Raw genomic sequence first — 23,916 nt, 5'->3', positions numbered from 1 at the left:
TTATGGACAGAAGAGATTCCCTAAAAGCCTTACTGGTAACTACGGTATCGGGAGGCGTGTTATTGGAAGCCTGTAAAAATCCGCAGACAGAGAAAGAAGCGGCCGCCAAACCGGCAGCTAACGATGCGGATCGGATGGAGGAAGAGAAACTTCATGATAAAAAATTAAAAGACGAAACGTTCTTTAAAAGTGAAGAAATGGCGACGATAGGTATTCTGGCAGATATCATCATCCCTAAAGACAACGTAAGCGGAAGTGCAACTGATGCTAAGGTTCCGGATTTTATAGAGTTTATTGTTAAAGATATGCCCGAATACCAGACCCCGATGCGCGGTGGCCTGCGTTGGCTGGATTTACAGTGTTTGAACCGTTACGGCAACCCGTTTAAAGATTGCCCGCACAACCAGCAGATAGAAATGGTAGACCGCATTGCTTATCCTAACAAGGCTAAGCCGGATATGGCCCAGGGTGTTGCATTTTTTAACCTGATGCGCAACCTTACCGCTACCGGATTTTACACTACAGAGATCGGCTGGAAAGACGTTGGCTATGTCGGTAACACCCCTAACCAATGGAACGGTGTACCGGATGACGTGCTGAAACAGTACGATATGGCGTACACGGAAAAAGAATTGAAAGAATGCGTAAGCTTTAGTAAAGCTTAAACCGGTTAGGCGGCAAGCCTTTAACCCTAATATTTTTAACTACAAAGAGGCAGCCTGCTAAAGGCTGCTTTTTTATTTGCTCGTCACTCAATCCTTTAAAAGCCGTAGTAATGTACAGGTCGGTTAAATCTTTACCGCCGAAGGTGCAACAGGTTACATTTTCAACGGGTACGGGTATACTTAACAGCTTTTGCCCTGTATCAGGGTTCCAGCGGCTTACCTGCCAGCCGGAATAATGCGCTACCCACAACATACCTTCGGCATCAATGGTCATTCCGTCGGGCAAACCTTCGCTTTCCGGTATCGCAAATGCGGTTCTCCGGTTAGCGATACTCCCGCTTTCCAGGTCATAATCAAAAGCATCGATACAACGGGTTGGCGTATCAATCAGGTAATAGGTTTTGCTATCAGCGCTCCAGGCCATGCCGTTAGAAATGGTAAGATCGGTAACCTCGCCTTTAACATGATAATTGGCATCCAGTACATACAAACTTCCCGCATCCGGCACCTCCTGTTTAGACATGGTTCCGGCCCAGAAACGCCCTGCCGGGTCGCACTTGCCGTCGTTAAAACGGTTGTCGGGAATATGGCTCTCTGGATGAGTGATATGTTCCATCGTTTGCGCGTCTATATCAACAAAGGCAAAGCCATCCTCCAGTGCGGCAATTAAACAGCCATTCGCCTGTAATACAACGCAGCCTACCATTTTCCCCAACTTCATCGTACCAAAAGCTTCAGTATCCGGATGGTACTGATGGATTTCACCCTTCAGGATATCAAGCCATAGGATCCGGTTGTTGATCTCGTCCCACACGGGGCCTTCACCCAATAACGAACGGTGCGGGGTTACAATTTCAGGATTTAGATTCATATCAATTGGCATTTAAAATCAGCTCTAAGGCTTCGTGATAAAGCACTACCAGCATGGGCTCGGATTTGTTGTTGTTCCCTGAAATTTTTACAGTTTTTCTGCGATTCCAAGAACTGCTTTGCCCGCTTTTAAAAATTACACAATAATAATATTGCAAGCCTGCTGATAACCTTAACTAATGCTAATTTTTTCGTAATTTTGCCCCTTAAAATTTCGAGCGAAAATATTGATGTACAAGGAATATAAGCAACTTAATCTGCCACAGATTGGCCAGGAGATACTTGAGTTTTGGAAACAGAACAACATCTTTGAAAAAAGTATCAGCAGCCGCCCTTCTTCAAACCCTTACACATTTTATGAAGGCCCGCCATCGGCAAATGGTATGCCCGGCATCCACCACGCCATGGCCCGCTCTATTAAAGATATTTTTTGCCGTTATAAAACCCTGAAGGGTTACCAGGTAAAACGCAAAGGCGGCTGGGATACCCACGGCTTGCCGATCGAGCTTGCGGTTGAAAAATCTTTAGGCATTACCAAAGACGATATCGGCAAAAAGATCTCAATCGAAGATTACAACGCAGCCTGCCGCAAGGAGGTAATGAAATATACAGACGTTTGGAACGACCTGACCGAAAAGATGGGTTACTGGGTAGACCTGGAGCATCCTTACGTTACTTACCATAACGAATATATCGAGTCGCTTTGGTGGATCCTGAAACAACTGTACAACAAAAACCTGCTGTACAAGGGATATACTGTTCAGCCTTATTCGCCAAAATCCGGTACCGGACTAAGCTCGCACGAGCTGAACCAGCCGGGCACTTACAAAATGGTAAAGGATACTACCATCACCGCACAGTTTAAGGTAAAGCGCGATCAGGATTCGGAGTTTTTGTTCGACGGCGTGGATACCGATGTATTCATCCTGGCCTGGACGACCACCCCGTGGACCTTGCCATCTAACTGCGCGTTGGCTGTCGGTGAGAATATCACTTATGTAAAGATCAGCACCTTCAACCCGTACACTTACAAACCGGTTTGTGTTGTGTTGGCAAAAGACCTGGTAGGTAAATACTTTAAAGCCGAAGGCGAAAATGCCTCTTTTGACGACTACAAAGGCGGCGATAAGATTATCCCCTGGCAAGTAAAGGCAGAATTGAATGGTTCAGATCTGTTAGGCATTCACTATTATCAGCTTATGCCTTACGTAACCAATGAAGACCTGGAGAAGAACGCTTTCCGCGTGATCCCTGCCGACTTTGTTACTACTGACGATGGTACCGGCATTGTTCACACCGCTTCTATTTTTGGTGCGGACGACTTCAGGGCTTGTAAAGAAAATAACGTTCCTTCTGTACTGGTAAAAGACGAAAACGGCAAAGAAGTGCCGCTGGTTGATAAACAAGGCCGTTTTGTGGAAGAAGTGACCGATTTTGCAGGCCGTTACGTTAAGGAAGAATATTACAGCGAGCAAGAACGCACTGCGCCAGACTTTAAGGCAACAGACGTGCTGATCTCGATCAAACTTAAAGAAGAAAACAAGGCATTCAACGTTCAGCGTTACGAGCACAGCTACCCGCACTCGTGGCGTTCTGACGAGCCTATTTTATATTACCCGCTGGATAGTTGGTTCATCCGCACTACGGCCGTTAAGGACAAAATGGTGGAGCTGAACAAAACCATCAACTGGAAACCGGAATCAACCGGCACAGGCCGTTTTGGTAACTGGCTGGAAAACCTGGTAGACTGGAACCTTTCGCGTTCACGCTATTGGGGTACACCGCTGCCGATCTGGCGCGAAGAAGGCGGTGCTGAAGAAATTTGCATCGGCTCTATCGCAGAGCTGGAAGCAGAGATCAAAAAAGCTGTTGATGCCGGTTTAATGCCTGCCGATTTTGAAATTAAAGACCTGCACCGCCCGTATGTGGACGATGTGATCCTGGTTTCTTCTACCGGCAAACGCATGTTACGCGAACCCGACCTGATCGACGTTTGGTTTGATTCTGGTGCGATGCCTTATGCGCAATGGCACTTCCCGTTTGAAAACAAAGAAGCTTTTGAAAACGCCTACCCGGCAGATTTTATCGCCGAAGGTGTTGACCAAACCCGTGGCTGGTTCTTTACCCTGCACGCTTTAGCGGTAATGCTAAGTGAAGCCAGTGACGATATTAAAGCCGTAAACGAGAAAGTTGGCAACAAAGGCATTGCGTTTAAAAACGTAGTATCTAACGGTTTGGTGCTGGATAAAAACGGCAACAAAATGTCTAAACGCTTGGGTAACGGCGTTGATCCGTTCGATACCATTTCGCAATACGGCGCTGATGCCGCGCGTTGGTACATGATCAGCAATGCTTCGCCTTGGGACAACCTGAAATTTAATATTGAGGGTCTTGATGAGGTTCGCCGCAAATTCTTCGGCACCCTGTATAACACTTATTCGTTCTTTTCGCTCTACGCCAATATCGACAACTTCACTTACAGCGAAGCTGATATTGCGCTGGCAGACCGCCCGGAGATCGACCGCTGGATCATTTCCCTGCTGAACACCTTAAGCAAGGAAGTAGATGCGTTCTACGCCGATTTCGAACCGACCAAAGCTGCCCGGGCCATCCAGGATTTTGTAGATGAGCACCTCAGCAACTGGTTCGTGCGTTTAAGCCGTCGCCGCTTCTGGAAATCAGACAATTCTACCGATAAGCTTTCTGCTTACCAAACGCTGTATACCTGTTTGGTCACTATTTCCAAGCTGATGTCGCCTATCGCGCCATTCTTTGCAGAGCGTTTGTATAACGACTTAAACAGTGTAACCGGTAAAGAACAGTTTGAATCTGTCCACCTGGCCGATTTCCCTGCTTACCACGAAGAACTCGTCGACAAGCAACTGGAAGAGCGCATGCAGCTGGCCCAGGATATTTCTTCGCTGGTATTATCGCTGCGTAAAAAAGTGGGTATTAACGTACGCCAGCCGCTAAGCAAAATCTTGCTGCCGGTGCTTGATGCCAACTTTGTTCACCAGGTGGATGAGGTGAAAGAATTGATACTGGCCGAAACAAATATCAAAAATATCGAGTATATTACCGACACGGCCGGGTTTATCAAGAAGAAGATCAAACCGAACTTTAAAGCCCTCGGGCCGAAGGTTGGCAAGGATATGAAACTGGTGGCAGATGCCATTAATAACCTGAACCAGGAAGCAATTGCCAAACTGGAAAGCGAAGGCGAGTTGCCGGTATTGGATGGTAAATACATGATCGTAACGGCCGAGGTTGAGATACTGGCAGAAGACGTTCCGGGATGGCAGGTAGCCACCCTTGGCAAACTAACCGTGGCTTTAGATGTTACCATAACCGAAGAATTAAAACAGGAGGGCATTTCGCGCGAGCTGATCAACAGGATCCAGAACCTGCGCAAGAGTAAAGATTTTGAAGTAACCGATAAAATAGAAGTTCGCCTGAGTAATAATGACCTGATCAGCGGTGCTGTAAAAAGTAATTTATCTTATATCTGCGCCGAAATTTTAGCCGATAACATCCAGTTTGACTCAACCCTTACAGAAGGCGAACCTGCTGTAATAGATGAAAATGAAATATTGATCTCGATAACTAAGAAATAAAATGAAATCAGAACAACCAGAAAAAACCAGATATTCTGACGCTGAATTACAGGAATTCAAAGAAATTATCCTGGAAAAAGTAAGAGGTGCCCGTGAAGAACTGAATGCGCTGGCGTCATCATTAAGTAACCCGAACTTAAACGGCACAGACGATACTGCCGGTACTTATAAAACTTTGGAAGATGGTTCTGCCACTTTAGAAAAAGAGCAGATTAATCAATTGGCTGCACGTCAGAAAAAATTCATCGAACAGCTGGAAGCTGCTTTGGTACGTATAGAAAATAAAACTTATGGCGTTTGCCGCGAAACCGGTAAGCTGATCCAGAAAGAGCGCTTAAGAGCAGTTCCGCATACTACTTTAAGTATGGAAGCTAAACTGAAGCAATACTAAATGAAGGCAGCTTATACTAAACCTTTTTTTGCGGCGGCAGCCATTATTATTGTAGACCAGGTGGTAAAAACATGGGTGCATTCGCACATGTACCTGGGCGAGCGTATCCAATTTTTAGGCACACGCGGGATGCTGTTGTACACCGAAAATAACGGGATGGCCTTCGGCTGGGAACTGGGCGGCGAGTGGGGCAAACTGGCCCTCACCCTGTTCCGCATCGGTGCTGTTGCCGGTATAGGTTACGGCCTGCTGCACCTGATCAAGCATAAGTATCACCGGGGGCTGATCATGAATATGGCGCTGATCTTCGCAGGTGCGCTGGGAAACATCATCGACTCTACTTTCTACGGCATGATCTACGGCTATGCGCCGGTGTTTCAGGGCCGTGTGGTAGATATGTTTTACTTCCCGCTGATCCGCGGGGTATTCCCATCATGGATGCCGTTCTGGGCCGGGCAGGATTTTGAATTTTTCCGGCCAATATTTAACGTGGCAGATGCAGCCATATCCATCGGCGTGATCATGATCCTGGTTTACCAGAAACGCTACTTTAAACAACCGCACGAAGAAGTAAGCAGCCCGCATAGCGAAGTGGTTGAAGAATAAGCTGAATTCTTGAAGAACATATACGAAGCCATCCCCTAAAAAGGATGGCTTTTTTAATTGAGTGATTTTTCAATCAGGGTTGTCATTCAGAGCGAAGCGACGAATCTGTAAACTTGCTTTAAATAATTACAAGTAGAGATTGTTGCAACTTTAATAGTATAAAACTACTACTGTACAGATTCTTCGCTTCGCTCTGAACGACAAAATCATGGATGATACCTTAACCTTCTACACTTTTCACCTATATTTAAGCACCAACACCCTTTCGAATGAAAAAACTCCTACTGCTATTTTCACTGGCCTTTGGCTTAGCTACTGTAAAGGCCCAGAATGGCACACAGCCCGTAACCGTTACCGACCTTACCCGCATCCAGCAACTCGGCACTGCCACGCTTTCTCATGATGGCAAACAGGTGGTATTTACAATAAAGTACATCGTTCCGGACGAGAACAACAAAAAAGAATTCACCTATAAAACCCGTATCTGGCTGGTACCTGCAGATGGTAGTACCCCCGCAAGGCCCATCACTACAGATGCGGCTAACAGCAGCCAGGCGGTATGGTCGCCGGATGATAGCCAGCTGGTATTTGTACGAGTGGTGAAAACACAGTCGCAGTTGTTCTTGCTTTCTTTAAAAGGCGGCGAGCCTGTACAGGTAACCAATAACCCGCGCGGTGCAAGTTCGCCGGTATGGTCGCCGGATGGCAAAAAGATCCTGTATTCGGCTGGTGTAAGTTACAACGACATGCTGAAAGATTCGGTGCTAAACCCCGGCGCTAAAGTACCCGCATGGCCATTGGAAAAGCCGGGCTTTCAAACCAATTTACCGCAATCAAAAGCCAAAGCCGATCCGAACGGATCAATGGATCAGGTGCGGGCTTATCTTAACCAGGATGAAACAGAACCACGCGTAGTAAAAGTATTCAACAAACTAAATTTCGAAGGGGAGGCCACTACCGAACCGGAATATTATTTTAACCACTATTTTATTTGCGATGCACAAGCAGGGGCCAAATCTGTTCCGCTTACGTATGGCTTCCACAATTATAACGGCGCTACGTTTACACCAGACGGGAAGAACATCATCTTCAGCTCGGATGCCGATACCCTGGCCAACCCGGATAGGGAACGCGGCGGAAGTATCTACACCATCCCGGTAACAGGTGGCATACCTAAAACGCTGCTTAGCGAAGCCGGAATGGATCTGAGCAATGGCGAAGTTTCACCAGATGGGCGGTACCTGTTTTACCAGATCAGCAAACCCTTGACCATCGGCTTTGGAAAGTTAGTGATCTACGATTTTCAGAATCCTTCAAAGAAAGTTATCGTACCGATTGATCGCGTAGTTACCCAGGCGGTATGGTCTAAAGACAGCAAATACTTGTATTTCACGGCGCAGTCTAACGGTGGCATCCCGGTTTACAGGGTAAGTTTAGCCAATCTGAAACCAGAACAACTGGCTACTTATGACGAGGGCCTGAGCAGCCTGAGCGTTGGCAAGAACAGGATCACTTACATCAAAACAGAGGTTGCCGATCCTTTCGAATTATACACTGCCGACCTTAGCAATAAGCACGCGCTTCGGTTAACTTCATTTAATCACGACTGGATCAAAGACAAGAAATTAAGCTTCCCCGAAAAGAAATACTATACCAACAGCAAGGGCTTAAAGGTAGAGTATTGGGTGATGAAGCCGACAAACTTCGACCCGAACAAAAAATACCCGGTGATGCTGCAAATCCATGGTGGCCCAACCGCAATGTGGGGACCGGGCGAAGCCAGCATGTGGCACGAATACCAGTTTTTCTGCGCGCAGGGTTATGGTGTAGTATATTCTAATCCGCGGGGTTCCGGCGGCTATGGCTTAGATTTTATGAAGGCCAACTACCAGGATTGGGGCAGCGGACCAACTGAAGATGTTTTGGCAGCTTTAGACGGTGCCCTGGCAGAAGGTTGGGGCGATGCCAACCGTACCGTAGCAACAGGGGGTTCCTACGCGGGTTATTTAACGGCATGGCTCGCCGGGCACACCAAACGTTTTGCAGCAATCTCTTCACAGCGCGGTGTGTATGATCTCACTACCTTCTTTGGCGAAGGCAATGCCTGGCCGCTGGTACCTATGTATTTCGGCGGTTATCCATGGGAAGAAAACGTTAAACCCATACTGGCGCGCGAATCGCCGTTTACTTACGTCAACCAGATTACTACGCCCTACCTGATGTTGCATGGTGAAACAGACCTGCGTACCGGTATTGTGCAGGGCGAGATGATGTACAAGGCATTAAAAGTATTGAACAGACCAGTAGAATATGTGCAGCACCCCTATGCTACGCATGAACTGGTTCGATCCGGAAACGTGCACCAACGGATAGACCAGATGTTACGTATTTACGAATTCTTCGAAAGGTATATCAAGCACTAAAAAACAAAAGGCTGCCCCCTATATTAAAGGAGCAGCCTTTTTTGATAAGTTCAATTAGTTAGCAGCCGTCGGCTTAGGCAGCTCTTTACGGGGCAGCATTTCCGGGCGTTGCGAAGTATGGTAAACAAATGAGGCAACAATGGTTGCTGATTGCTTCAGGTCATCTTCTACCAGGCGGTCATACGTATCCTGGTTACTGTGGTGGGTACGGGTCCCGTAATCCATCGGGTCTTGTATAAACTGGAAGCCCGGGATACCAACAGCGTCAAAAGAAAGGTGGTCTGTACCGCCGGTATTGCTGATGGTAAGCGTTGTAGCGCCTAAGTCTTTAAACGGTTCTAACCAGGCTTTAAAGATCGGCTCTACACCTTTGTTGCCCTGCATATAAACCCCACGGATCTTACCGGTGCCATTATCCAGGTTATAATAGGCAGAAACTTTAGCCTGCTCTGGTTTTAGCTGCATGGTTTTCGGGTCGCCGAAATGGTTGGCTACATACCCGCGTGAACCAAACAAGCCTTGTTCTTCCGAAGTCCATAGCACTAAACGGATAGTACGTTTAGGTTTAAATCCAACTGTTTTCAGAATGCGCATAGCTTCCATCATCACGGCACTACCAGCCGCATTATCTGTTGCACCGGTTGCAGCATGCCACGAATCAAAGTGCGCGCCGATAATCACCACCTGGTCTTTCAGTTTTCTGTCCGTTCCGGGTATTTCTGCTACTACATCATAACCCTGCAGATCATTGTCATAGAACTTAGTCTGCACGTCAGCTTCCATCTGTACGTTGATACCACCGCGGAGCAGGCGTACAATACGTAAATAATCTTCACCGCTGGTTTCCAACTCTGGTGTAACAGGTTTGGCATCGGTGGCGTAAGAGGCGCCATTGGTGGTAAATACCGTACCATCTGTACCGCGGCCCTGGCTAAGTACCAACCCCACTTTTTCAGTTATGAAGAACTCACTTAAAGCCTGGCGAAGGGCTCTTAACCGCATAAAAGCAGCCATTTGCGGACTGTTACCGCGATTTCCCCTGCGTTCGGTAGCAGGCTGCTCTTCGGCCATTTTGGCCAGTTCCTCATCGGTATAGCGCTTTAGATCCGGCGTGGTGCTGCGGGTTAATGTATTTTTAGTATCTGTGATGACGATCTTGCCCGCCAGCTTGCCTTTATACTGGTCAAGGTCGGTGATGGTATCTGCCTTAATTAAAACCACGTCGCCTTTAATTGGCCCGGCGGTAGAAGGGGTCCATGCTTTAGGGATGGCAATGATGGCGTGGTAATAAGGAACAGTAATGGCGGCATAGTTCTTTTGCACCTGCCATCCCCGGCCGAATTTCCCCCATGGCTCCAACGCTACGTTACTGAACCCCTGGGTTTTTAGCTGCCCCATAGCCCATTCCTGTGCGTGGCGCAGCTCCGGTGAGCCGGACAAACGCGGACCGGATACGTCTGTGAGGTAAAATGCGGTTTTCATAACCTGCGAGTGGTTCAGGCCCTCCTCGCGGATCTTTTGCACCATTGCCTGGTCTACTGTTTCCTGTGCAAAAACAGCAGACAAAGTTGATGATGCCATCAAAGCTGTGAAAAGTAAAGTTTTTTTCATTTCGTTTGTTTAAAGTTGATAAACAAACTTATTGATTTGCCGGGCAAAACGGTAACGCCGGGCTTTAACAAATATGTTACAAGTAAATGGTTTTCTTTACTTTTGAATATGGGTGTAGAAAAGATGGATCGAACTGCTTTTAAGGCGCAGACTGCCGAACAGGCAGCAGATCACGCACATTATTATAAGAATTTAAGCGTAGAGAAGAGGTTAGAAATAGCCAATTATCTTAATAGTGTTGCCTTCAATTATCCGCAAAATTCGCCGCCAAGGTTAGATCGTACTAAATTTTCAGTTCGCAGCCGCAATCGGGACGACCTTCAAAACCTGATCTAATTCACCAGCAGCTTGTAGCCCCTGCCGTGCACGTTGATGATCTCCACCGACGAGTCTTCTTTCAGGTACTTCCTTATCTTACTTAAAAAAACATCCATACTACGGCCGTTGAAATAATTATCATCATGCCAGATGTTCAGCAGCGCTTCTTCGCGGGTAAGCACCTCGTTTTTGTGCAGGCATAGCAGGCGTAATAGTTCGGCTTCTTTGGTCGATAATTTTTGCTGATGATCGCCGGTACTGATCATTTGCTGTGTGTAATCAAACTGGTATTTGCCGATGTTGAATGTAGTCTGCCGGTTCTCTTCCCGTGGCTCGGTACCCGCCGCACGGCGCAATAAGGCATTAATCCGCAGCAATAGTTCTTCTATCCGGAATGGTTTGGTAATATAGTCGTCGCCGCCAAGGTTGAAGGCTTGCGTCTTATCTTCGATCATGCCCTTTGCGGTTGCAAAAATAATCGGCACCTGGCCGTTCATCTTCCTGATCTCTTTTCCCAACGTAAAGCCATCCTTTTTCGGCATCATCACGTCAAGGATAATCAGCTCGAAGTTATCCTTTGTAAAGGCGCGCAGCCCCTCGTCTCCGTCTTTACATAAAACCACGTCAAACTTGCCTTTCAGCTGCAGGTAGTCTTGCAATAACAGCCCCAGGTTCGGATCGTCTTCAACCAATAATATTTTTTTCATAAGCTAAAATCAGGCAAGCGGAAATTTAAGTTCAAACTCAGAGCCTTTATCTTTTTCAGAACGTACGGTAATAGTTCCGTCAAGACGCTTCACAATGTTGTTTACATAGCTAAGGCCCAAACCAAAGCCTTTTACATCGTGCAGGTTACCGGTAGGCACGCGGTAAAATTGCTCAAATATTTTGGTTTGCTGGTCGCGCGTCATGCCTATACCCTCATCTGCTACCAGGATAACCAGTTGGCCACTGCGGTTTAACGTACTAATGGTAATTTTAGGTTCATTACGGCTATATTTCAAGGCGTTATCTACCAGGTTGTACAACACGTTAGAAAAATGAAGTTCGTCTGCATTTACCATTACCTGTTCTGCATCTAAATGCAGCTCGGTATGGGCGTTGTACTTCTGCAGTTTCAGCTCCATACTATCCAGCACCATCGCAATGGTATCGTTCACATCTATCGGCTTAACATCCAGCTTAAAGTCGTCTTTTTCTATCCGGGCAATATTTAACACGCGTTCGATATGGTTCCCAAGGCGGGCGTTTTCCTCGTAAATAATATTAGCCAGCTTGGTAACACGATTGGTGTCATGCGCAATTTCCTCGTCGCGAAGGGCTTCACTGGCAATCATGATGGTAGATACCGGTGTTTTAAACTCGTGCGTCATGTTGTTGATGAAATCCGTTTTCATCTCTGAAATCTTCTTCTGTTTCAGGATAGACATAATGGTGTACCCGAAACAAAATACCAGGATAAACATCAGCCCGCCGCTGGTAGCCATGGTGGCGGTCATCCGGCTTAAAAGAAAAGAGTTTTTTTGAGGGAAAGCAATGCGGATCTTCCCAGGGTCATTCATTACCTCTTTCCCAAAAATTGCTGTCTCGTAGGTATTTGCAGGCAAGAACTGCGGTTTTTCGCCATAATTGAGCGCACGTGAAAAGATCAGCGAATCATTGTTGGCCGTGGTGATCTGGTAGCTGAAAGGCAGGTCGATCCCTTTGTTGCGCAGTTCGAAGCGCAGTACAGAATCTATCCAGGCCGAATCGATCCGCTTGGTGAGCGGCTTTCCCGAGCGCTGATATTCCTCGGCGATCTTCATGATCACGTCCTGCTTCTGATGGCCCTGTTTCAGGTTTTCTAAAGAATCTGTCTGCAAAATGCGCTTTACAGCCCGTATCTGCTTTTCCTTTTCACGGCGTGCCTGCTCGCGCTGCCAAAGCGGGTTGATCTGCGGGATGGTGATGGTTTGACGACCAAATTGCGGGTCGAAATATTCATACCGGATGGTATCAAATTTAGACAGCTTTTGCTTGCGCTTCGCCATCATGCGCTGCGAGGGAACGTTAACGATCTCGGGCGTCAGGCGCTGGTGTACAATGCCGAATTCGTCTGTAAACTCTTCCAGGCGGATGCGGTAGTTTACCGTACCTTCTTGGGCCAGGGCAAACAGCTCGTCGTCCATCTTGTTCCGCATAATAATGCGTCGAAGGCTGTCGCGCAGCATGGCTATTTTGCGCTGGTGTTCAGACTGCCGCTTTCTAATCCGCGAGCTATCGTCCGCGCTGGTTAGTCGCGAAGCGAAACTGTCGCTGCTGCCCAATGTGCTGCGGTGTATACTTTTAACAATTAGCCGGTAATTGCTTTTCTTGATATCGTTTTCGCTGTTGGTTCTAACTTTCTCATTCAAAAAGTTGATCGCATCCACACGGGCAACTTTATTTACCACGTTATTCAGCGCTTCGTTAACAGTACGGTCAAAAAGCTTTGACTGCATATTGTACGACTGGCTGAGGAAATATAACTGCATAGCCAGTACGCCCGTCAGTGCAAAACCCATCAACCCGATGATCAGCCCTATGCTCTTTTTCTTCATTGCAGTAACAAAAATATTTCAAATAACCCGGAAGCCCTATCCTTTAACAATTTTTAACATTTTTTAACGCAGATTGTAATACATTGTAGTTTAGTGTATTGCTACTTTTGAACTATAAACTTAAAACGTTATGAACAACAGGAAATTTACCGGTGCGGCAGGCTTTGAATTGCTGTTTGCATTGGGTGTTGCAGCCATATTTATCCTGCCGTCGATAGTGATGGCGCAGGGAACCCGCAACCTGGATATCAGGATCAGCAATGGTGATACCGTTATTAACGGCAAAAATATTAAAGAGCTGGACCCTCAGCAGCGCAGACAGGCACAGGAAGATATTAACCGCATTTCTGCTCCCCGAGGCATGCGCGTTCGACCAGGGTTACGCCCTTTTGAAAACCGGGAACCCCGCGACCTAAACAACCTGAACGATGAAGTACGTATTGAAAAACGCGGTGACGAATGGGTAATGGCTGAAGACCACGGCCCTGCGCCATTGAACGGGGAACTGCATGTGAGAAGAATCGGGCCGGGTAACAATCAAATTATTATCAGACGGAAAGGCGATGTGCTGGTTGACTCTGCCGTTGCAATGGATTCGGGAGTTAAAACCGATAGCGTAAGAGTTTATAGTTTCCAGGAAACAATTCAACCGCCAAGACCACACGGGGACGATTTCTTTAGTGTTCCCGAACACCGCGAAATGTTTTCAGACAGGCTTCGTGGCGGCAGAATGGGTGGTTTTGCCCGCCGCAACTCGCAGAATTTCACCTTTGAAAACACCGATGGCAGCGGCATCACCACACGCATTAGCTACCGTGTAAACGAAGTAGCCGGACAACGACTGAAGAGAGTAGCCGGTGTGGAAAAAGCCGAATTAAATATTACCGATCTGAAACTTGTGCCTGATTTCACCAGCGGAAAAACTACCCTGATGTTTGCACTGCCTGCAAAAGGAGCTGCCACTGTAGCAATGACAGACAGCGAGGGTAAACCCCTTTGGGAAGAAAAAGCTGCCGGCGCAAGCTTTAATAAAACCTTTGCATTACCGCTGAATGGCATTTACTACCTTAAAGTTAAACAGGGCGGTAAATTGGCTATAAAAGAAATCATTAAGGAAGACTGATCAGGATAGAAGCAAGAGACAAGAAGCAAGAAACAAGAGACAAGAAAATGCAACTATAAATCCTGATTTGAATAAAGGATTAAACAGTTAGTAAACAATAAAGGCATTTGAAGTATCAAATGCCTTTATTGTTTATCCGGGAAGCAATCTTGTTTCTTGCTTCTTGTCTCTTGCTTCTCTAATTAGAACGGCAGATCGTCATCGTCAGGTGCAGCGCTTAGGTCAACCGGTGGCGCGTACTCTGGTGTGCTTGCTGCACCGCCGTTCTGCACGTTGATTTTCCATAACTGCAACGAGTTGAAGTATGTTTTTTTACCTGTTTTATCTGTCCATGGGCGGCCTTTCAGGTTGAAAGAAACTTCTACGTTATCGCCCACTTTCACGTTATCTAACAGGTTGCAACGGTCCTGAATGGCTTCAAATTTGATATACTCAGGGTATTGCGGATTCTCGATATATTCCAATATAAGTTCTCTCTTCTTCAGGGTGTCGGTAACCTGTTGGGTAGCTGACACTTCGTGTACTTTGCCTTTAATATCCATGGATCAAGTGTTTAAAGTGTAAAGTTAATGTTTAACAAATTAAATCCATAGGATTTTAATTCATAAATTCGCCTCTCTGATGCAAGTTTTTCAAACAGAAAGTAAAATAATAATCACCTGCAATAAGCGCTTATCGCCTTATTTACAGCAGGAAGTGGAAGCGCTGGGCTTTGATATTACCCGTAGTTTTTCTACCGGGGTAGAGTTGGTTGGAACCGTGAACAATTGCATAACGCTGAACCTTAACCTGCGTTGTGCAAGCCAGGTGCTCTATCATTTGAAAAGCTTTAAAGCGGCAGACCCGCAGGAATTGTATGACCGCCTGGTAGAGATAGAATGGGAAGACCTGATTGATTTTTCGGGTTATTTTTCCATCACCTCTAACGTCAATAACGAACATATCCGCACACCGCTGTTTGCCAACGTAAAAGTTAAAGATGCGGTGGTAGACCGCATCAAGGCCAAAAAAGGCATCCGCCCAAATTCTGGCCCCGAGCTGAATAAAGTGGTGCTGCACCTGTACTGGCAGGATGACCGTGCCGAAATTTTTATTGATACCGCAGGCGAAACACTGGCCAAGCATAGCTACCGTAAAATCCCCGGTAAGGCGCCGATGTTAGAAGCCTTGGCAGCATCAACCATCATGTCGACAGGTTGGGATAAGAAAAGCACATTCATCAACCCCATGTGCGGTTCCGGTACCTTGGCTATCGAAGCTGCGCTGCTGGCAACCGATAAAAGCCCTGGCTTTTTCAGGATGAACTACGCCTTTATGCACCTGTTAGGGTACAACGAGCAGGTATTTTTTAACGAACGCCGCGCCCTGAAAGATAAGGCTGTTAAAAACATTGATTTTAAAATTATCGCCACGGACCTGTCAGAAGATGCCGTGGATATTGCACGTAAAAATGCAAGAACAGCTGGCGTAGAACATTTAATTGATTTTGCTGTTTGTGACTTTGCTGAAACTGCCGTACCAGATGCGCCGGGCGTTGTGATGTTCAACCCCGAATATGGCGAACGTTTGGGAACCCACTCTAAATTGGAAGCAACCTATGCCCGAATTGGCGATTTTCTGAAACAGAAATGCAAGGGCTATAAAGGTTATGTTTTTACGGGAAACCCTGACCTGGCAAAAAAAATCGGACTGGCGGCAAAACGGCGAATAGAATTTTATAACGGCAAGCTCGATTGCCGGTTACTGGAGTATGATATTTACGACGGTAGCAAACGCGAGCCAAAAACTACTTAAATGAAGAAGCTTTTATTAATTGCCGCTGTAATGCTGTTTACAGCGAACGTATTTGCGCAGAAACAAGCCATTTTCCCTTTCCAGGGCGGGCAGCAGCCGATGCTGGATTTTTTTAAAACCAATTTTCAGCCATCGGCAGATGTTAAAAACCAGTCTGCTTCCGGCTTGGTGATTTTGAAGTTTACAGTGGATCCGAAAGGCGCTGTTAAGAAAATTGTGGTGTACTATGCTGATGACGTCATCCTGGCGCAGAACGCCGCGACACTCTTGCAGCAAACCGACAAAAAATGGATTATTCCATCTGATGAAAAACTGCACGATTTTATCCTTACCGTGAATATCGGTTTCCAGCAACCGCTGAATGCCGCAAACAGCAAGAAGTTTATGGCTTTTTATACCAAACGTTCGCCGCTGGTAACCCATAACCAAATCCCGATGGAAAGCGCCACAATGCTGCCTACCGTTACTTTAACGTATGATCCTGCTGCCTAAGCAAGATCCATTAAGTTAACTTGTAATCGAACATCAGGAGGTAGATCCACGTAATGATAAAGATCACGGGAATGGCAATAGGCGAAATCCGCTGAAAGCGCCTGTCCCACTTTGTGCCGTTGATCATCGGGAACATGCCTTCGCCAGAACTGCCATCGGTTTGATTCTTATAGTTCCAGCGCAGCTTGCGGATGTAAAATAAACCCGCAAGTACGTCAACCAGGGTGAATATCGCTACCAGCAACGCAGCCACGGGAAATATTACTGCCAGCATTTTCTGCTTGTTCATCAACTCCGGCGAAGGTGCTTTCGCCGTTACCAGCATGGCATATACGTTAAAAAAGAAGGATTGGCCGATAGATAACCAGATCACACGCTGGTTAACGGCATTGTCATGATGTTCTATCTGTGCCCTGCTTACCCTGTAAATTTCTGACAATTGAGCTTCCTGTTCAGCCATTGATTTTGTTATTGTTCACTGTTATTAACCCGCTTCAGGAAGATAGGTTATAACTTATTTTTGTTTGAAATAAAAAAGTTACATGTGGGGTGGGAGTAAAAACAATTGGGTATCAAAAAATTATTTGCCTTTTTAATAGTAAGTTAACCGAGATTATATATATTGCAGAAGATTAAGCAACCCCCGGTTAATTTATACGCAGTTAAATTGCTGGCCACAGCCGTACATCTATTTTAAATTTTTATTAATGAACATTTTTGTAGCAAGTCTCCCTTTCAATTTAAGGGAAGAGCATTTAAGAGAATTATTTGAAGCTTACGGAGAAGTAAGCTCGGCTAAATTAATTATGGACCGCGAAACCGGCAAAAGCAAAGGCTTTGGATTTGTTGAAATGGACGACGAAGAAGGCCAGAAAGCAATTGAAGGCCTGAACGGTATGCAGGTTAGCGGCAGAGCAATTGCGGTAAGCCAGGCAGAAGATCGCAAACCTTCTGGTAACAGAACCGGTGGTGGTTTTGGCGGCGGCAACCGTGGTGGCGGCTTTAACCGTGGCGGTGGTGCTGGTGGCAGCAGAAACTCTGGCGGTTACGGCGGCGGCGGTGGCCAAAGAGGAAATCGTTACTAATACTATCAAAATATAACAGCAGCCCCATTTAAAGGCTGCTGTTTTTTTGTTAAAAAGTATTTATCAACCTAAGCCTTTTACATTGCTGCAATGGCCTGTTTTAAACTGGTTACATCTGCAGAGGTGCTTTTGCCGTTTGCAAAAATTGATTGCGAAGTGGCTGATGAACCGTAGAAGTTTGCGTTGGAGGTTTTATCTATACCGATATTCGATCCGCTGATGGTAATGCCTGCAAATAAGCCTTTGCTGCGCGAATACGAATACACTTCGGCATCCAGTTTATAATCTGTACTGGCTGATGAGCTTCTGCCTACAGGGCCCGCTGCTGCGGAAATATCACCGCCGATGGTGAAATCACCGTTTTCAACTTTGGTTAATACGCCGCGGTGTTTAAACACCAACACCAGGTCCACCGCCTGTACACCTATCTGAAAACCAAAGCTGCCGCCTGTTAAGGTCACAAATACAGGGTTGCTCCATTCGCCATTGGCCAATTTCACTAAGGCAACACCCCTGCCGCGTTTACCGCCGATAGCAAAGCCTGCGTTAATCAGTTTCGGGATCACCACAATACCTTCTGCCTGCTGCATCAGCTCTGAAGGGATAGTTTCTTTCATTTGTTTAAAATCTTGCAATACAACAGTCGCTTTTTGAATGCGCTCCTGCTCTTTGCCCGCATCTGTCGCTGAAGTAAGTACCACAAACAGGCTTAAAACTGCCGGTACCAACCATGCTTTTAAAGTTTTCATAAGTTGATTATTTATATTAAACGCATTTATACGTTTAGTAACAGGTACGTTTGGCGGCGGTTTTTATTATTTTCCTTTGCCATATTTTACGTAATAGCCTATTTAATATTTATAGCGGCATCAACACAGATCAGTAAGGGGATATTAAATCCACAAAAAAGGCGCCTTTGCGGCGCCTGTAACCAAATGCTCATCTTCTATTATTTTTCCCCGGCTTTGATGGCTTGCCCCGATTTGGTCTGATAGGCAAACTCTGTGATCTGCATTTCTTCGCTGCCTTGCTGATGGCTAATTTTCACCCAGCCATAATGGAAGTTCCCATTAATTTTCAAGCGGATACCCAGGTACTTATCGCTCTTATACTTCCACAGGCCGTTCACCGTTTTATCATCGTCGATAGCAAGCAAAACGGGCTTTACTCCAAACTCGTTCCAGTCGTTATTTAAGGTGGTGTTAGGGGCAATAGCATCGTCCTGATTAAAAGGGTACGCCCACAGGCCGTTTACTTTAAGCTCTGTTCCCTGCTGTAACAGCACTTTACTTTCGGTCCGGGTGTTAGGATTGGCGAAGAAATAAAGGTGGCTTTTATCGTCGTGCATTACCAGTACGGTAGTAAAGGTAAAGTCGCTCGTGCCGTCGTTATTGGCATCCAGGAAAACCGGCTTACTGTACCCCACCGTTAAATTTAGCGTCCGGCTGGTAATATCCGGGTTACCCGGTGTTTGCGGCACACCCGCTACAGGTTGCTGTCCGCCTGTAGGGTCAGACGGTATTTCTACTTCTATCTTTTTAACTTTTTCGTTCTGGACAGGCTGGCTATCTTTCTTACACCCGGCCAAAGCACCGGCCAGGATGAGTAATAACAGGTATAGGTTCTTTTTCATGCCACTATAGACGTGTCTAGCAATCAAATTGTTACAACCTGTATGTTTTTTCTGAAATGAAATATCGGCTATAATCCTGCCGGACGAAGCATTTCCACATGATCGATACCGTCCTCGTCATACACCTCGCCATCCTCAACAAAACCTAACGAACGATAGAAGGGCGTTGCGTAGCATTGCGCACCAATACGGATAGGGCGTTTGCCAAAATGGTCTTCGCAATACTCAATCGCAATCTGCATTACTTTCCGCCCGAGGCCGGTACCCCTAAAACGCGGCGATGTAATTACACGGCCGATAGACACTTCTTTAAAAGATAAACCCGCCGGAACAAGCCTTGCATAAGCGGCCAGCTTCCCATCGGCGAACAACAATACGTGCTGGCATTGCTGGTCTTTATTATCCATATCCAGGAAAACACAGTTCTGCTCCACTACAAAAATTTCGCTCCTTAACCGCAGCAGTTCGTAAAGCTCTGTCACACTCAACTGGTCGAACGACTTTACCTTGTAACTATGATCCATTTTACAAATATAACCCGTTAAGCGGGCGAGTTGCTTCCTTTTGAATTATTATTCAAAAATATTAAGCAGCGTCCATGCTTTCAATAACAAAACCGACGGCAAGCAACGTCATGCAGAAAATTTAATAACCCCTAACTAATTTCCATTTGTTTAAACAAAGTCAAAAGACCCGGTACGAATGGGTTGGCATTGACAACGTGCCTACCTTTGCAACATGAATGCTATCACTTACTCGGTATTAGACCTTGCTACCGTAGTTCAGCACCACACCATTGCAGATACTTTTCGCAATAGCGTGGAAAATGCACAACAGGCAGAACAACTGGGCTACAAACGCTATTGGTTTGCCGAACATCATAATATGATTAATGTTGCCAGCTCGGCAACCGTTTTACTGATTGGCCAAATAGCCGGCCAGACAAAAACCATACGCGTAGGCTCGGGCGGGATTATGCTGCCGAATCACTCTCCTTTAGTAGTGGCAGAGCAGTTTGGTACTTTAGAAACCTTATATCCGGGCCGCATCGATCTGGGTTTGGGCAGGGCGCCAGGAACCGACCAGACTACTGCATATGCCATCAGGGGCGAAAATATGAATGCCGCGTTTCACTTCCCGCAGGATGTAGCAGCATTGGAGCATTATTTTAAAGGGGACCATCCGAATGGCGTTAGCGCCATACCAGGCGAAGGACTGGATATTCCCATCTGGATACTGGGCTCAAGTCCGGATAGCGCGGTACTGGCATCAGCAAAGGGCTTACCTTACGCGTTTGCCAGCCATTTCGCGCCTACCCACTTTTTACAGGCTATCACTTTGTATCGCGAAAACTTTAAGCCTTCTGCCTACCTTGATAAACCCTACGTACTATCCTGCGTAAACGTGGTTGCGGCAGATACAGACGAAGAAGCGCGCCGGTTATACACCTCCCTACAGCAGATGTTCCGCGGAATTGTGACAGGGCAAAGGCAGTTATTACCGCCGCCTGTTGACAGCATGGAAAGCGTGTGGAGTTACCAGGAAAGCGCCGCAGCAATGCAAATGTTAAAGTATTCTTTTGTGGGCAGCCAGCAGACAGTTAAAAAGCAGCTACACGAGTTTATCGACAAAACAGGTGTAGATGAAATCATGATCACTTCACATATCTATGATCACCAGGCACGTTTAAAATCATACAGGCTGGTTGCAGAAGCGTTGAACGGATAACCATCGCGCAGTGCTTGTTTTCCGTTGCTTAGCGAACGATATTTGGAATCAGAGATAATCGGCTAATCTGACTTTTATCGAGAAATTAGCCGATGTCTTTACGTTATAGCCGATGGAACAAATTCGCCGTTATTTTGAAAACATGGTTTCGATGAGCGATTCCGACTGGCGGTTGTTCTCTTCCCGGCTTTTTCAGCAACAGTTTAAAAAGAAACAACTGGTATTGCGGGCCGGCCAAACAGAGCAATATCTTTCCTTTATCGAATCGGGCGTGGTGCGTTTTTACATCCCTTACGAAGACAAAGAGCTGACGTTTTCTTTCGCCTTTGAAAACAACTTTGTAAGCGGCTATGATTCTTTTCTAACCCGGTTGCAATCCAATTACCATATCGAAACCTTAACGGCTACTACGTTGTGGCGGCTTTCTTATGATGACTTGCAGCTCATCTATAAGGATACCGAAATAGGCCAGTGCATAGGTCGGCTGGCAGGGGAAGACCTTTTTCTGAAAAAGTCTGCCAGGGAGCTATCATTGCTAAGCGAAACCGCAGAGCAGCGCTATCTTAATTTGTTTACCCGCCAGCCAAAGCTGATCAAAGAAATACCGCTCAAATACCTGGCCTCATACATTGGCATTACTCCGCAAGCTTTAAGCAGGTTAAGAAAACGCGTTGCACATAAACGCTAACCTATCATTTGTTAACCCAGGTTCATTGCCCACATCCTGGCTTATGCTGATTTTTGTCGAAAAAAGACATGAAACCGTTAATTGTCCTCATCAGCGTATTTGTGTTAGCCCTCCTGGTATTGAGGATTGGCTTTGGCGATTGTAATCTTGCTTTAGCGGCGCGCATCGCTATGGCAGCGATGCTGGTATTTACCGCCATCGGGCATTTTTCTTTCGGGAAGGGAATGGCCATGATGTTGCCAGCTTCAGTTCCTTTCAGAACTACCATCGTCTACATTACCGGTGTGATTGAAATAGCTGCCGCTATCGGTTTAGTAATCCCCGGGTTCACCACACTTACCGGCTGGCTGCTCATTGTATTTTTTATCCTGATCTTACCCGCAAACATCTCCGCAGCGATAAGGGGTATTGATTATCAAAAAGGCACGAGTGATGGCCCGGGTTTGCGTTATTTGTGGTTCCGGGTTCCGTTGCAACTGCTGTTTATCATCTGGACGTATCTGAGCTGCCTTGCCTGATCAAGCCCCGATTAGCTGCGGTCGCAAAGAATTATTTTAGCTTCTCGTTATTCCGGTGCCGGTCTGCATCACGGATGCTTTTCTTCTCCAGGTTTTTCTCCAGCGCCTCTGTTAAATTAATGCCGGTTTGGTTAGCCAGGCAAATCAGCACAAACAGTACGTCGGCCATTTCATCGGCCAAGTTAACCTCCTGATCAGATTTTTTGAAAGACTGCTCGCCGTATTGCCGGGCCATAATCCGCGCTACTTCACCCACTTCCTCCATGAGGATGGCAGTATTGGTCAGCTCATTAAAATACCTGATACCCGTGGTATTGATCCAGCGGTCTACTACCTGCTGTGCTTCTTCTATTGTCATGCTATTTACTCTTTATTCTTTGTATCAATGATAATGGTTACGGGGCCGTCATTCACCAGGGCAATTTTCATATCCGCGCCAAAAATCCCCGTGGCGATCTTTTTACCCATCAACGCTTCCAGTGCCAGGATCATTTCTTCGTACAGGGGAATGGCATGTGGCGGCTTCGCCGCACGGATAAATGATGGGCGGTTCCCTTTTTTGGTCTGGGCAAACAACGTGAATTGCGAGATCAGCAAAATACTACCGTCTACATCGGCCAGGGCTTTGTTCATCAACCCGTTCTCATCGCTAAATACACGCATGTTTACGATCTTCTGTGCCAGCCACTCTACGTCCTCGCGGGTATCGGCTTCTTCAATACCCAGCAAAACCACAAAGCCGCGGTCAATTTGCCCTGTTACGTTTTCGTCTACGGTGCACGATGCACTGCTTACCCGTTGTAAAACTGCTCTCATGTGCGCTAAGGTAATGCACGGCGGGCTTAGGTAAAAAACATACCTGAAAATCCATTTACTTTTAGTTACTTTGGGATTGCATTTTTTATAAATACCTGTTATACAGGATTAACCGCAGAAGTGGTTTCCTGCAGGATCAAGCTTAATACGGGGTGACTAATACTTTACAATTCAGTGGTTTATGGGGGGTGATTTTAGGCGGGTCTGGCGGTTTTGGGTTCGCGGCAGCAGAAAAACTGGCGAAGCACGGCATGAACCTGGCCGTAGTATACCGCGAGTTTGCTGTTGCAGATAAAACTGTAAAGCAAAAATTCGAAGCCTTGGCTGCCGAAAACAATATCCGTATCCTGCCCTATAACCTAAATGCATTAACCGAAGAGGGGCGGCAAACCTTTCTGCACGATCTTTCCGGCGCTGCTGATGTAAAGGGCAATGTTAAACTATTGCTGCATGCCATTGCCCGCGGCAACCTGAAGCCTTTAACCGGCGAAGCCGGGGAAACACTCACTGCCGAAGATATACAGCTAACCACCTACGCCATGTCTAACTGTTTGTTAGACTGGGCAAACCTGTTGCTTACCGCAGGATTGTTTCATAGTGATGCCCGCATAATTGGTTTAACCAGCGAGGGTTCGCACAAATACTGGAACGGTTATGCCGCGGTATCATTAGCCAAAGCTTCGCTGGAAAGCCTGAACACTTACATGGCGGTAGAATACAGCAGACATGGCATTAAAACAAATTTGATACAGGCGGGTATTACAGATACTTTTTCTTTACGGAAAATACCGGGCCATGACGAACTGATTGATATGGCGGTAGCGCGGAACCCTTTCGGGCGCATTACCCAGCCGGCAGATGTGGCCAAAGTGATTTATCTTTTATGTACCGATGAAGCTGCGTGGATCAACGGCGCAGTGATACATGCCGATGGCGGCGAACATTGCCGCTAAAAGCAGAAA

General features: G+C 46.4%; 25 protein-coding genes. 14 read left to right on the top strand and 11 right to left on the bottom strand.

Going from position 1 to position 23,916, the window contains the following annotated elements:
* Nucleotides 1–2: 2 nt before the first annotated feature.
* On the top strand, nt 3–665 hold the full coding sequence (locus MUY27_RS12520; RefSeq protein ID WP_245130371.1) for a gluconate 2-dehydrogenase subunit 3 family protein: 663 nt from the start codon (nt 3–5) through the stop codon (nt 663–665).
* On the opposite strand, the gene MUY27_RS12515 is transcribed toward MUY27_RS12520, so the two are convergent.
* A complete protein-coding gene (locus MUY27_RS12515) occupies nt 652–1,536 on the bottom strand; it encodes an SMP-30/gluconolactonase/LRE family protein (protein ID WP_245130370.1) in 885 nt (294 codons plus the stop codon). The genes MUY27_RS12520 and MUY27_RS12515 overlap by 14 nt on opposite strands.
* Nucleotides 1,537–1,765: 229 nt before the next feature.
* Between MUY27_RS12515 and ileS the strand changes: the two genes are divergently transcribed.
* The 4 genes from ileS (at nt 1,766) to MUY27_RS12495 (ending at nt 8,569) form a co-directional block, all read left to right on the top strand.
* Complete coding sequence (gene ileS / locus MUY27_RS12510) at nt 1,766–5,149, top strand: isoleucine--tRNA ligase (RefSeq protein WP_245130369.1); 3,384 nt, start codon at nt 1,766–1,768, stop codon at nt 5,147–5,149.
* Between the two features lies 1 nt (nt 5,150).
* The gene (locus MUY27_RS12505; RefSeq protein ID WP_245130368.1) at nt 5,151–5,540 is read left to right on the top strand and encodes a TraR/DksA family transcriptional regulator; all 390 of its coding nucleotides are present in this window, start codon (nt 5,151–5,153) and stop codon (nt 5,538–5,540) included.
* Nucleotides 5,541–6,146, top strand: coding sequence for a lipoprotein signal peptidase (locus MUY27_RS12500; protein ID WP_245130367.1), 606 nt, complete (start codon nt 5,541–5,543; stop codon nt 6,144–6,146).
* Between the two features lie 269 nt (nt 6,147–6,415).
* Complete coding sequence (locus tag MUY27_RS12495; RefSeq protein ID WP_245130366.1) at nt 6,416–8,569, top strand: S9 family peptidase; 2,154 nt, start codon at nt 6,416–6,418, stop codon at nt 8,567–8,569.
* A gap of 54 nt (nt 8,570–8,623) precedes the next feature.
* Here MUY27_RS12495 and MUY27_RS12490 read toward each other — a convergent pair whose 3' ends face one another.
* Entirely contained in the window at nt 8,624–10,180 is a 1,557-nt protein-coding gene (locus MUY27_RS12490) for a M28 family metallopeptidase (protein WP_245130365.1), read from the bottom strand.
* A 15-nt stretch (nt 10,181–10,195) separates the two neighbouring features.
* On the opposite strand from MUY27_RS12490, the gene MUY27_RS12485 reads away from it, so the two are divergent.
* The gene (locus MUY27_RS12485; RefSeq protein WP_245130364.1) at nt 10,196–10,516 is read left to right on the top strand and encodes a hypothetical protein; all 321 of its coding nucleotides are present in this window, start codon (nt 10,196–10,198) and stop codon (nt 10,514–10,516) included.
* Here the strand turns inward: MUY27_RS12485 and MUY27_RS12480 are convergent.
* Nucleotides 10,513–11,205: a response regulator transcription factor gene (locus tag MUY27_RS12480; protein ID WP_245130363.1), complete on the bottom strand. Its 693-nt coding sequence runs from the start codon at nt 11,203–11,205 to the stop codon at nt 10,513–10,515. The genes MUY27_RS12485 and MUY27_RS12480 overlap by 4 nt on opposite strands.
* 9 nt (nt 11,206–11,214) lie before the next feature.
* The gene (locus tag MUY27_RS12475) at nt 11,215–13,077 is read right to left on the bottom strand and encodes a sensor histidine kinase (RefSeq protein WP_245130362.1); all 1,863 of its coding nucleotides are present in this window, start codon (nt 13,075–13,077) and stop codon (nt 11,215–11,217) included.
* Between the two features lie 130 nt (nt 13,078–13,207).
* Between MUY27_RS12475 and MUY27_RS12470 the strand changes: the two genes are divergently transcribed.
* Nucleotides 13,208–14,200: a T9SS type A sorting domain-containing protein gene (locus tag MUY27_RS12470; protein WP_245130361.1), complete on the top strand. Its 993-nt coding sequence runs from the start codon at nt 13,208–13,210 to the stop codon at nt 14,198–14,200.
* A gap of 182 nt (nt 14,201–14,382) precedes the next feature.
* Here MUY27_RS12470 and MUY27_RS12465 read toward each other — a convergent pair whose 3' ends face one another.
* Nucleotides 14,383–14,742 carry a DUF3127 domain-containing protein gene (locus tag MUY27_RS12465; protein ID WP_245130360.1) on the bottom strand — a complete coding sequence of 120 codons (360 nt, stop codon included), beginning with the start codon at nt 14,740–14,742 and terminating at the stop codon, nt 14,383–14,385.
* A gap of 79 nt (nt 14,743–14,821) precedes the next feature.
* Between MUY27_RS12465 and MUY27_RS12460 the strand changes: the two genes are divergently transcribed.
* Both MUY27_RS12460 and MUY27_RS12455 read left to right on the top strand, forming a co-directional pair.
* A complete protein-coding gene (locus tag MUY27_RS12460; protein ID WP_245130359.1) occupies nt 14,822–15,994 on the top strand; it encodes a THUMP domain-containing class I SAM-dependent RNA methyltransferase in 1,173 nt (390 codons plus the stop codon).
* The gene (locus MUY27_RS12455) at nt 15,995–16,486 is read left to right on the top strand and encodes a hypothetical protein (protein ID WP_245130358.1); all 492 of its coding nucleotides are present in this window, start codon (nt 15,995–15,997) and stop codon (nt 16,484–16,486) included.
* Nucleotides 16,487–16,496: 10 nt separating this feature from the next.
* Here the strand turns inward: MUY27_RS12455 and MUY27_RS12450 are convergent, their stop codons facing one another.
* A complete protein-coding gene (locus tag MUY27_RS12450; RefSeq protein WP_245130357.1) occupies nt 16,497–16,946 on the bottom strand; it encodes a hypothetical protein in 450 nt (149 codons plus the stop codon).
* 247 nt (nt 16,947–17,193) lie between these two features.
* Between MUY27_RS12450 and MUY27_RS12445 the strand changes: the two genes are divergently transcribed.
* Entirely contained in the window at nt 17,194–17,571 is a 378-nt protein-coding gene (locus MUY27_RS12445; RefSeq protein ID WP_245130356.1) for an RNA recognition motif domain-containing protein, read from the top strand.
* 77 nt (nt 17,572–17,648) lie between these two features.
* On the opposite strand, the gene MUY27_RS12440 is transcribed toward MUY27_RS12445, so the two are convergent.
* From MUY27_RS12440 to MUY27_RS12430, 3 genes are all read right to left on the bottom strand, one after another.
* The gene (locus MUY27_RS12440; RefSeq protein WP_245130355.1) at nt 17,649–18,320 is read right to left on the bottom strand and encodes a lipid-binding SYLF domain-containing protein; all 672 of its coding nucleotides are present in this window, start codon (nt 18,318–18,320) and stop codon (nt 17,649–17,651) included.
* 200 nt (nt 18,321–18,520) lie between these two features.
* A complete protein-coding gene (locus MUY27_RS12435; protein WP_245130354.1) occupies nt 18,521–19,204 on the bottom strand; it encodes a hypothetical protein in 684 nt (227 codons plus the stop codon).
* 68 nt (nt 19,205–19,272) lie between these two features.
* Nucleotides 19,273–19,728, bottom strand: coding sequence for a GNAT family N-acetyltransferase (locus MUY27_RS12430; RefSeq protein WP_245130353.1), 456 nt, complete (start codon nt 19,726–19,728; stop codon nt 19,273–19,275).
* A gap of 214 nt (nt 19,729–19,942) precedes the next feature.
* On the opposite strand from MUY27_RS12430, the gene MUY27_RS12425 reads away from it, so the two are divergent.
* The 3 genes from MUY27_RS12425 (at nt 19,943) to MUY27_RS12415 (ending at nt 22,138) form a co-directional block, all read left to right on the top strand.
* The gene (locus MUY27_RS12425; RefSeq protein WP_245130352.1) at nt 19,943–20,932 is read left to right on the top strand and encodes an LLM class flavin-dependent oxidoreductase; all 990 of its coding nucleotides are present in this window, start codon (nt 19,943–19,945) and stop codon (nt 20,930–20,932) included.
* Nucleotides 20,933–21,044: 112 nt separating this feature from the next.
* A complete protein-coding gene (locus MUY27_RS12420; RefSeq protein WP_245130351.1) occupies nt 21,045–21,620 on the top strand; it encodes a Crp/Fnr family transcriptional regulator in 576 nt (191 codons plus the stop codon).
* Nucleotides 21,621–21,688: 68 nt separating this feature from the next.
* Complete coding sequence (locus MUY27_RS12415) at nt 21,689–22,138, top strand: DoxX family protein (protein ID WP_245130350.1); 450 nt, start codon at nt 21,689–21,691, stop codon at nt 22,136–22,138.
* A 31-nt stretch (nt 22,139–22,169) separates the two neighbouring features.
* On the opposite strand, the gene MUY27_RS12410 is transcribed toward MUY27_RS12415, so the two are convergent.
* Together MUY27_RS12410 and dtd are read right to left on the bottom strand one after the other, a co-directional pair.
* Nucleotides 22,170–22,496 carry a nucleotide pyrophosphohydrolase gene (locus MUY27_RS12410; RefSeq protein WP_245130349.1) on the bottom strand — a complete coding sequence of 109 codons (327 nt, stop codon included), beginning with the start codon at nt 22,494–22,496 and terminating at the stop codon, nt 22,170–22,172.
* A 5-nt stretch (nt 22,497–22,501) separates the two neighbouring features.
* Nucleotides 22,502–22,954 carry a D-aminoacyl-tRNA deacylase gene (gene dtd / locus MUY27_RS12405; RefSeq protein ID WP_245130348.1) on the bottom strand — a complete coding sequence of 151 codons (453 nt, stop codon included), beginning with the start codon at nt 22,952–22,954 and terminating at the stop codon, nt 22,502–22,504.
* Nucleotides 22,955–23,106: 152 nt separating this feature from the next.
* Between dtd and MUY27_RS12400 the strand changes: the two genes are divergently transcribed.
* Nucleotides 23,107–23,907 (top strand): SDR family oxidoreductase, encoded by an 801-nt coding sequence (locus MUY27_RS12400; protein WP_245130347.1) that lies wholly within the window; start codon nt 23,107–23,109, stop codon nt 23,905–23,907.
* Nucleotides 23,908–23,916: the final 9 nt, after the last annotated feature.

The sequence above is a fragment of the Mucilaginibacter straminoryzae genome, assembly GCF_022953055.1.
Lineage (GTDB): Bacteria > Bacteroidota > Bacteroidia > Sphingobacteriales > Sphingobacteriaceae > Mucilaginibacter > Mucilaginibacter straminoryzae.
Note: the sequence above shows the minus strand (reverse complement) of the source record. Positions and strands in the feature narration are given on the sequence as shown.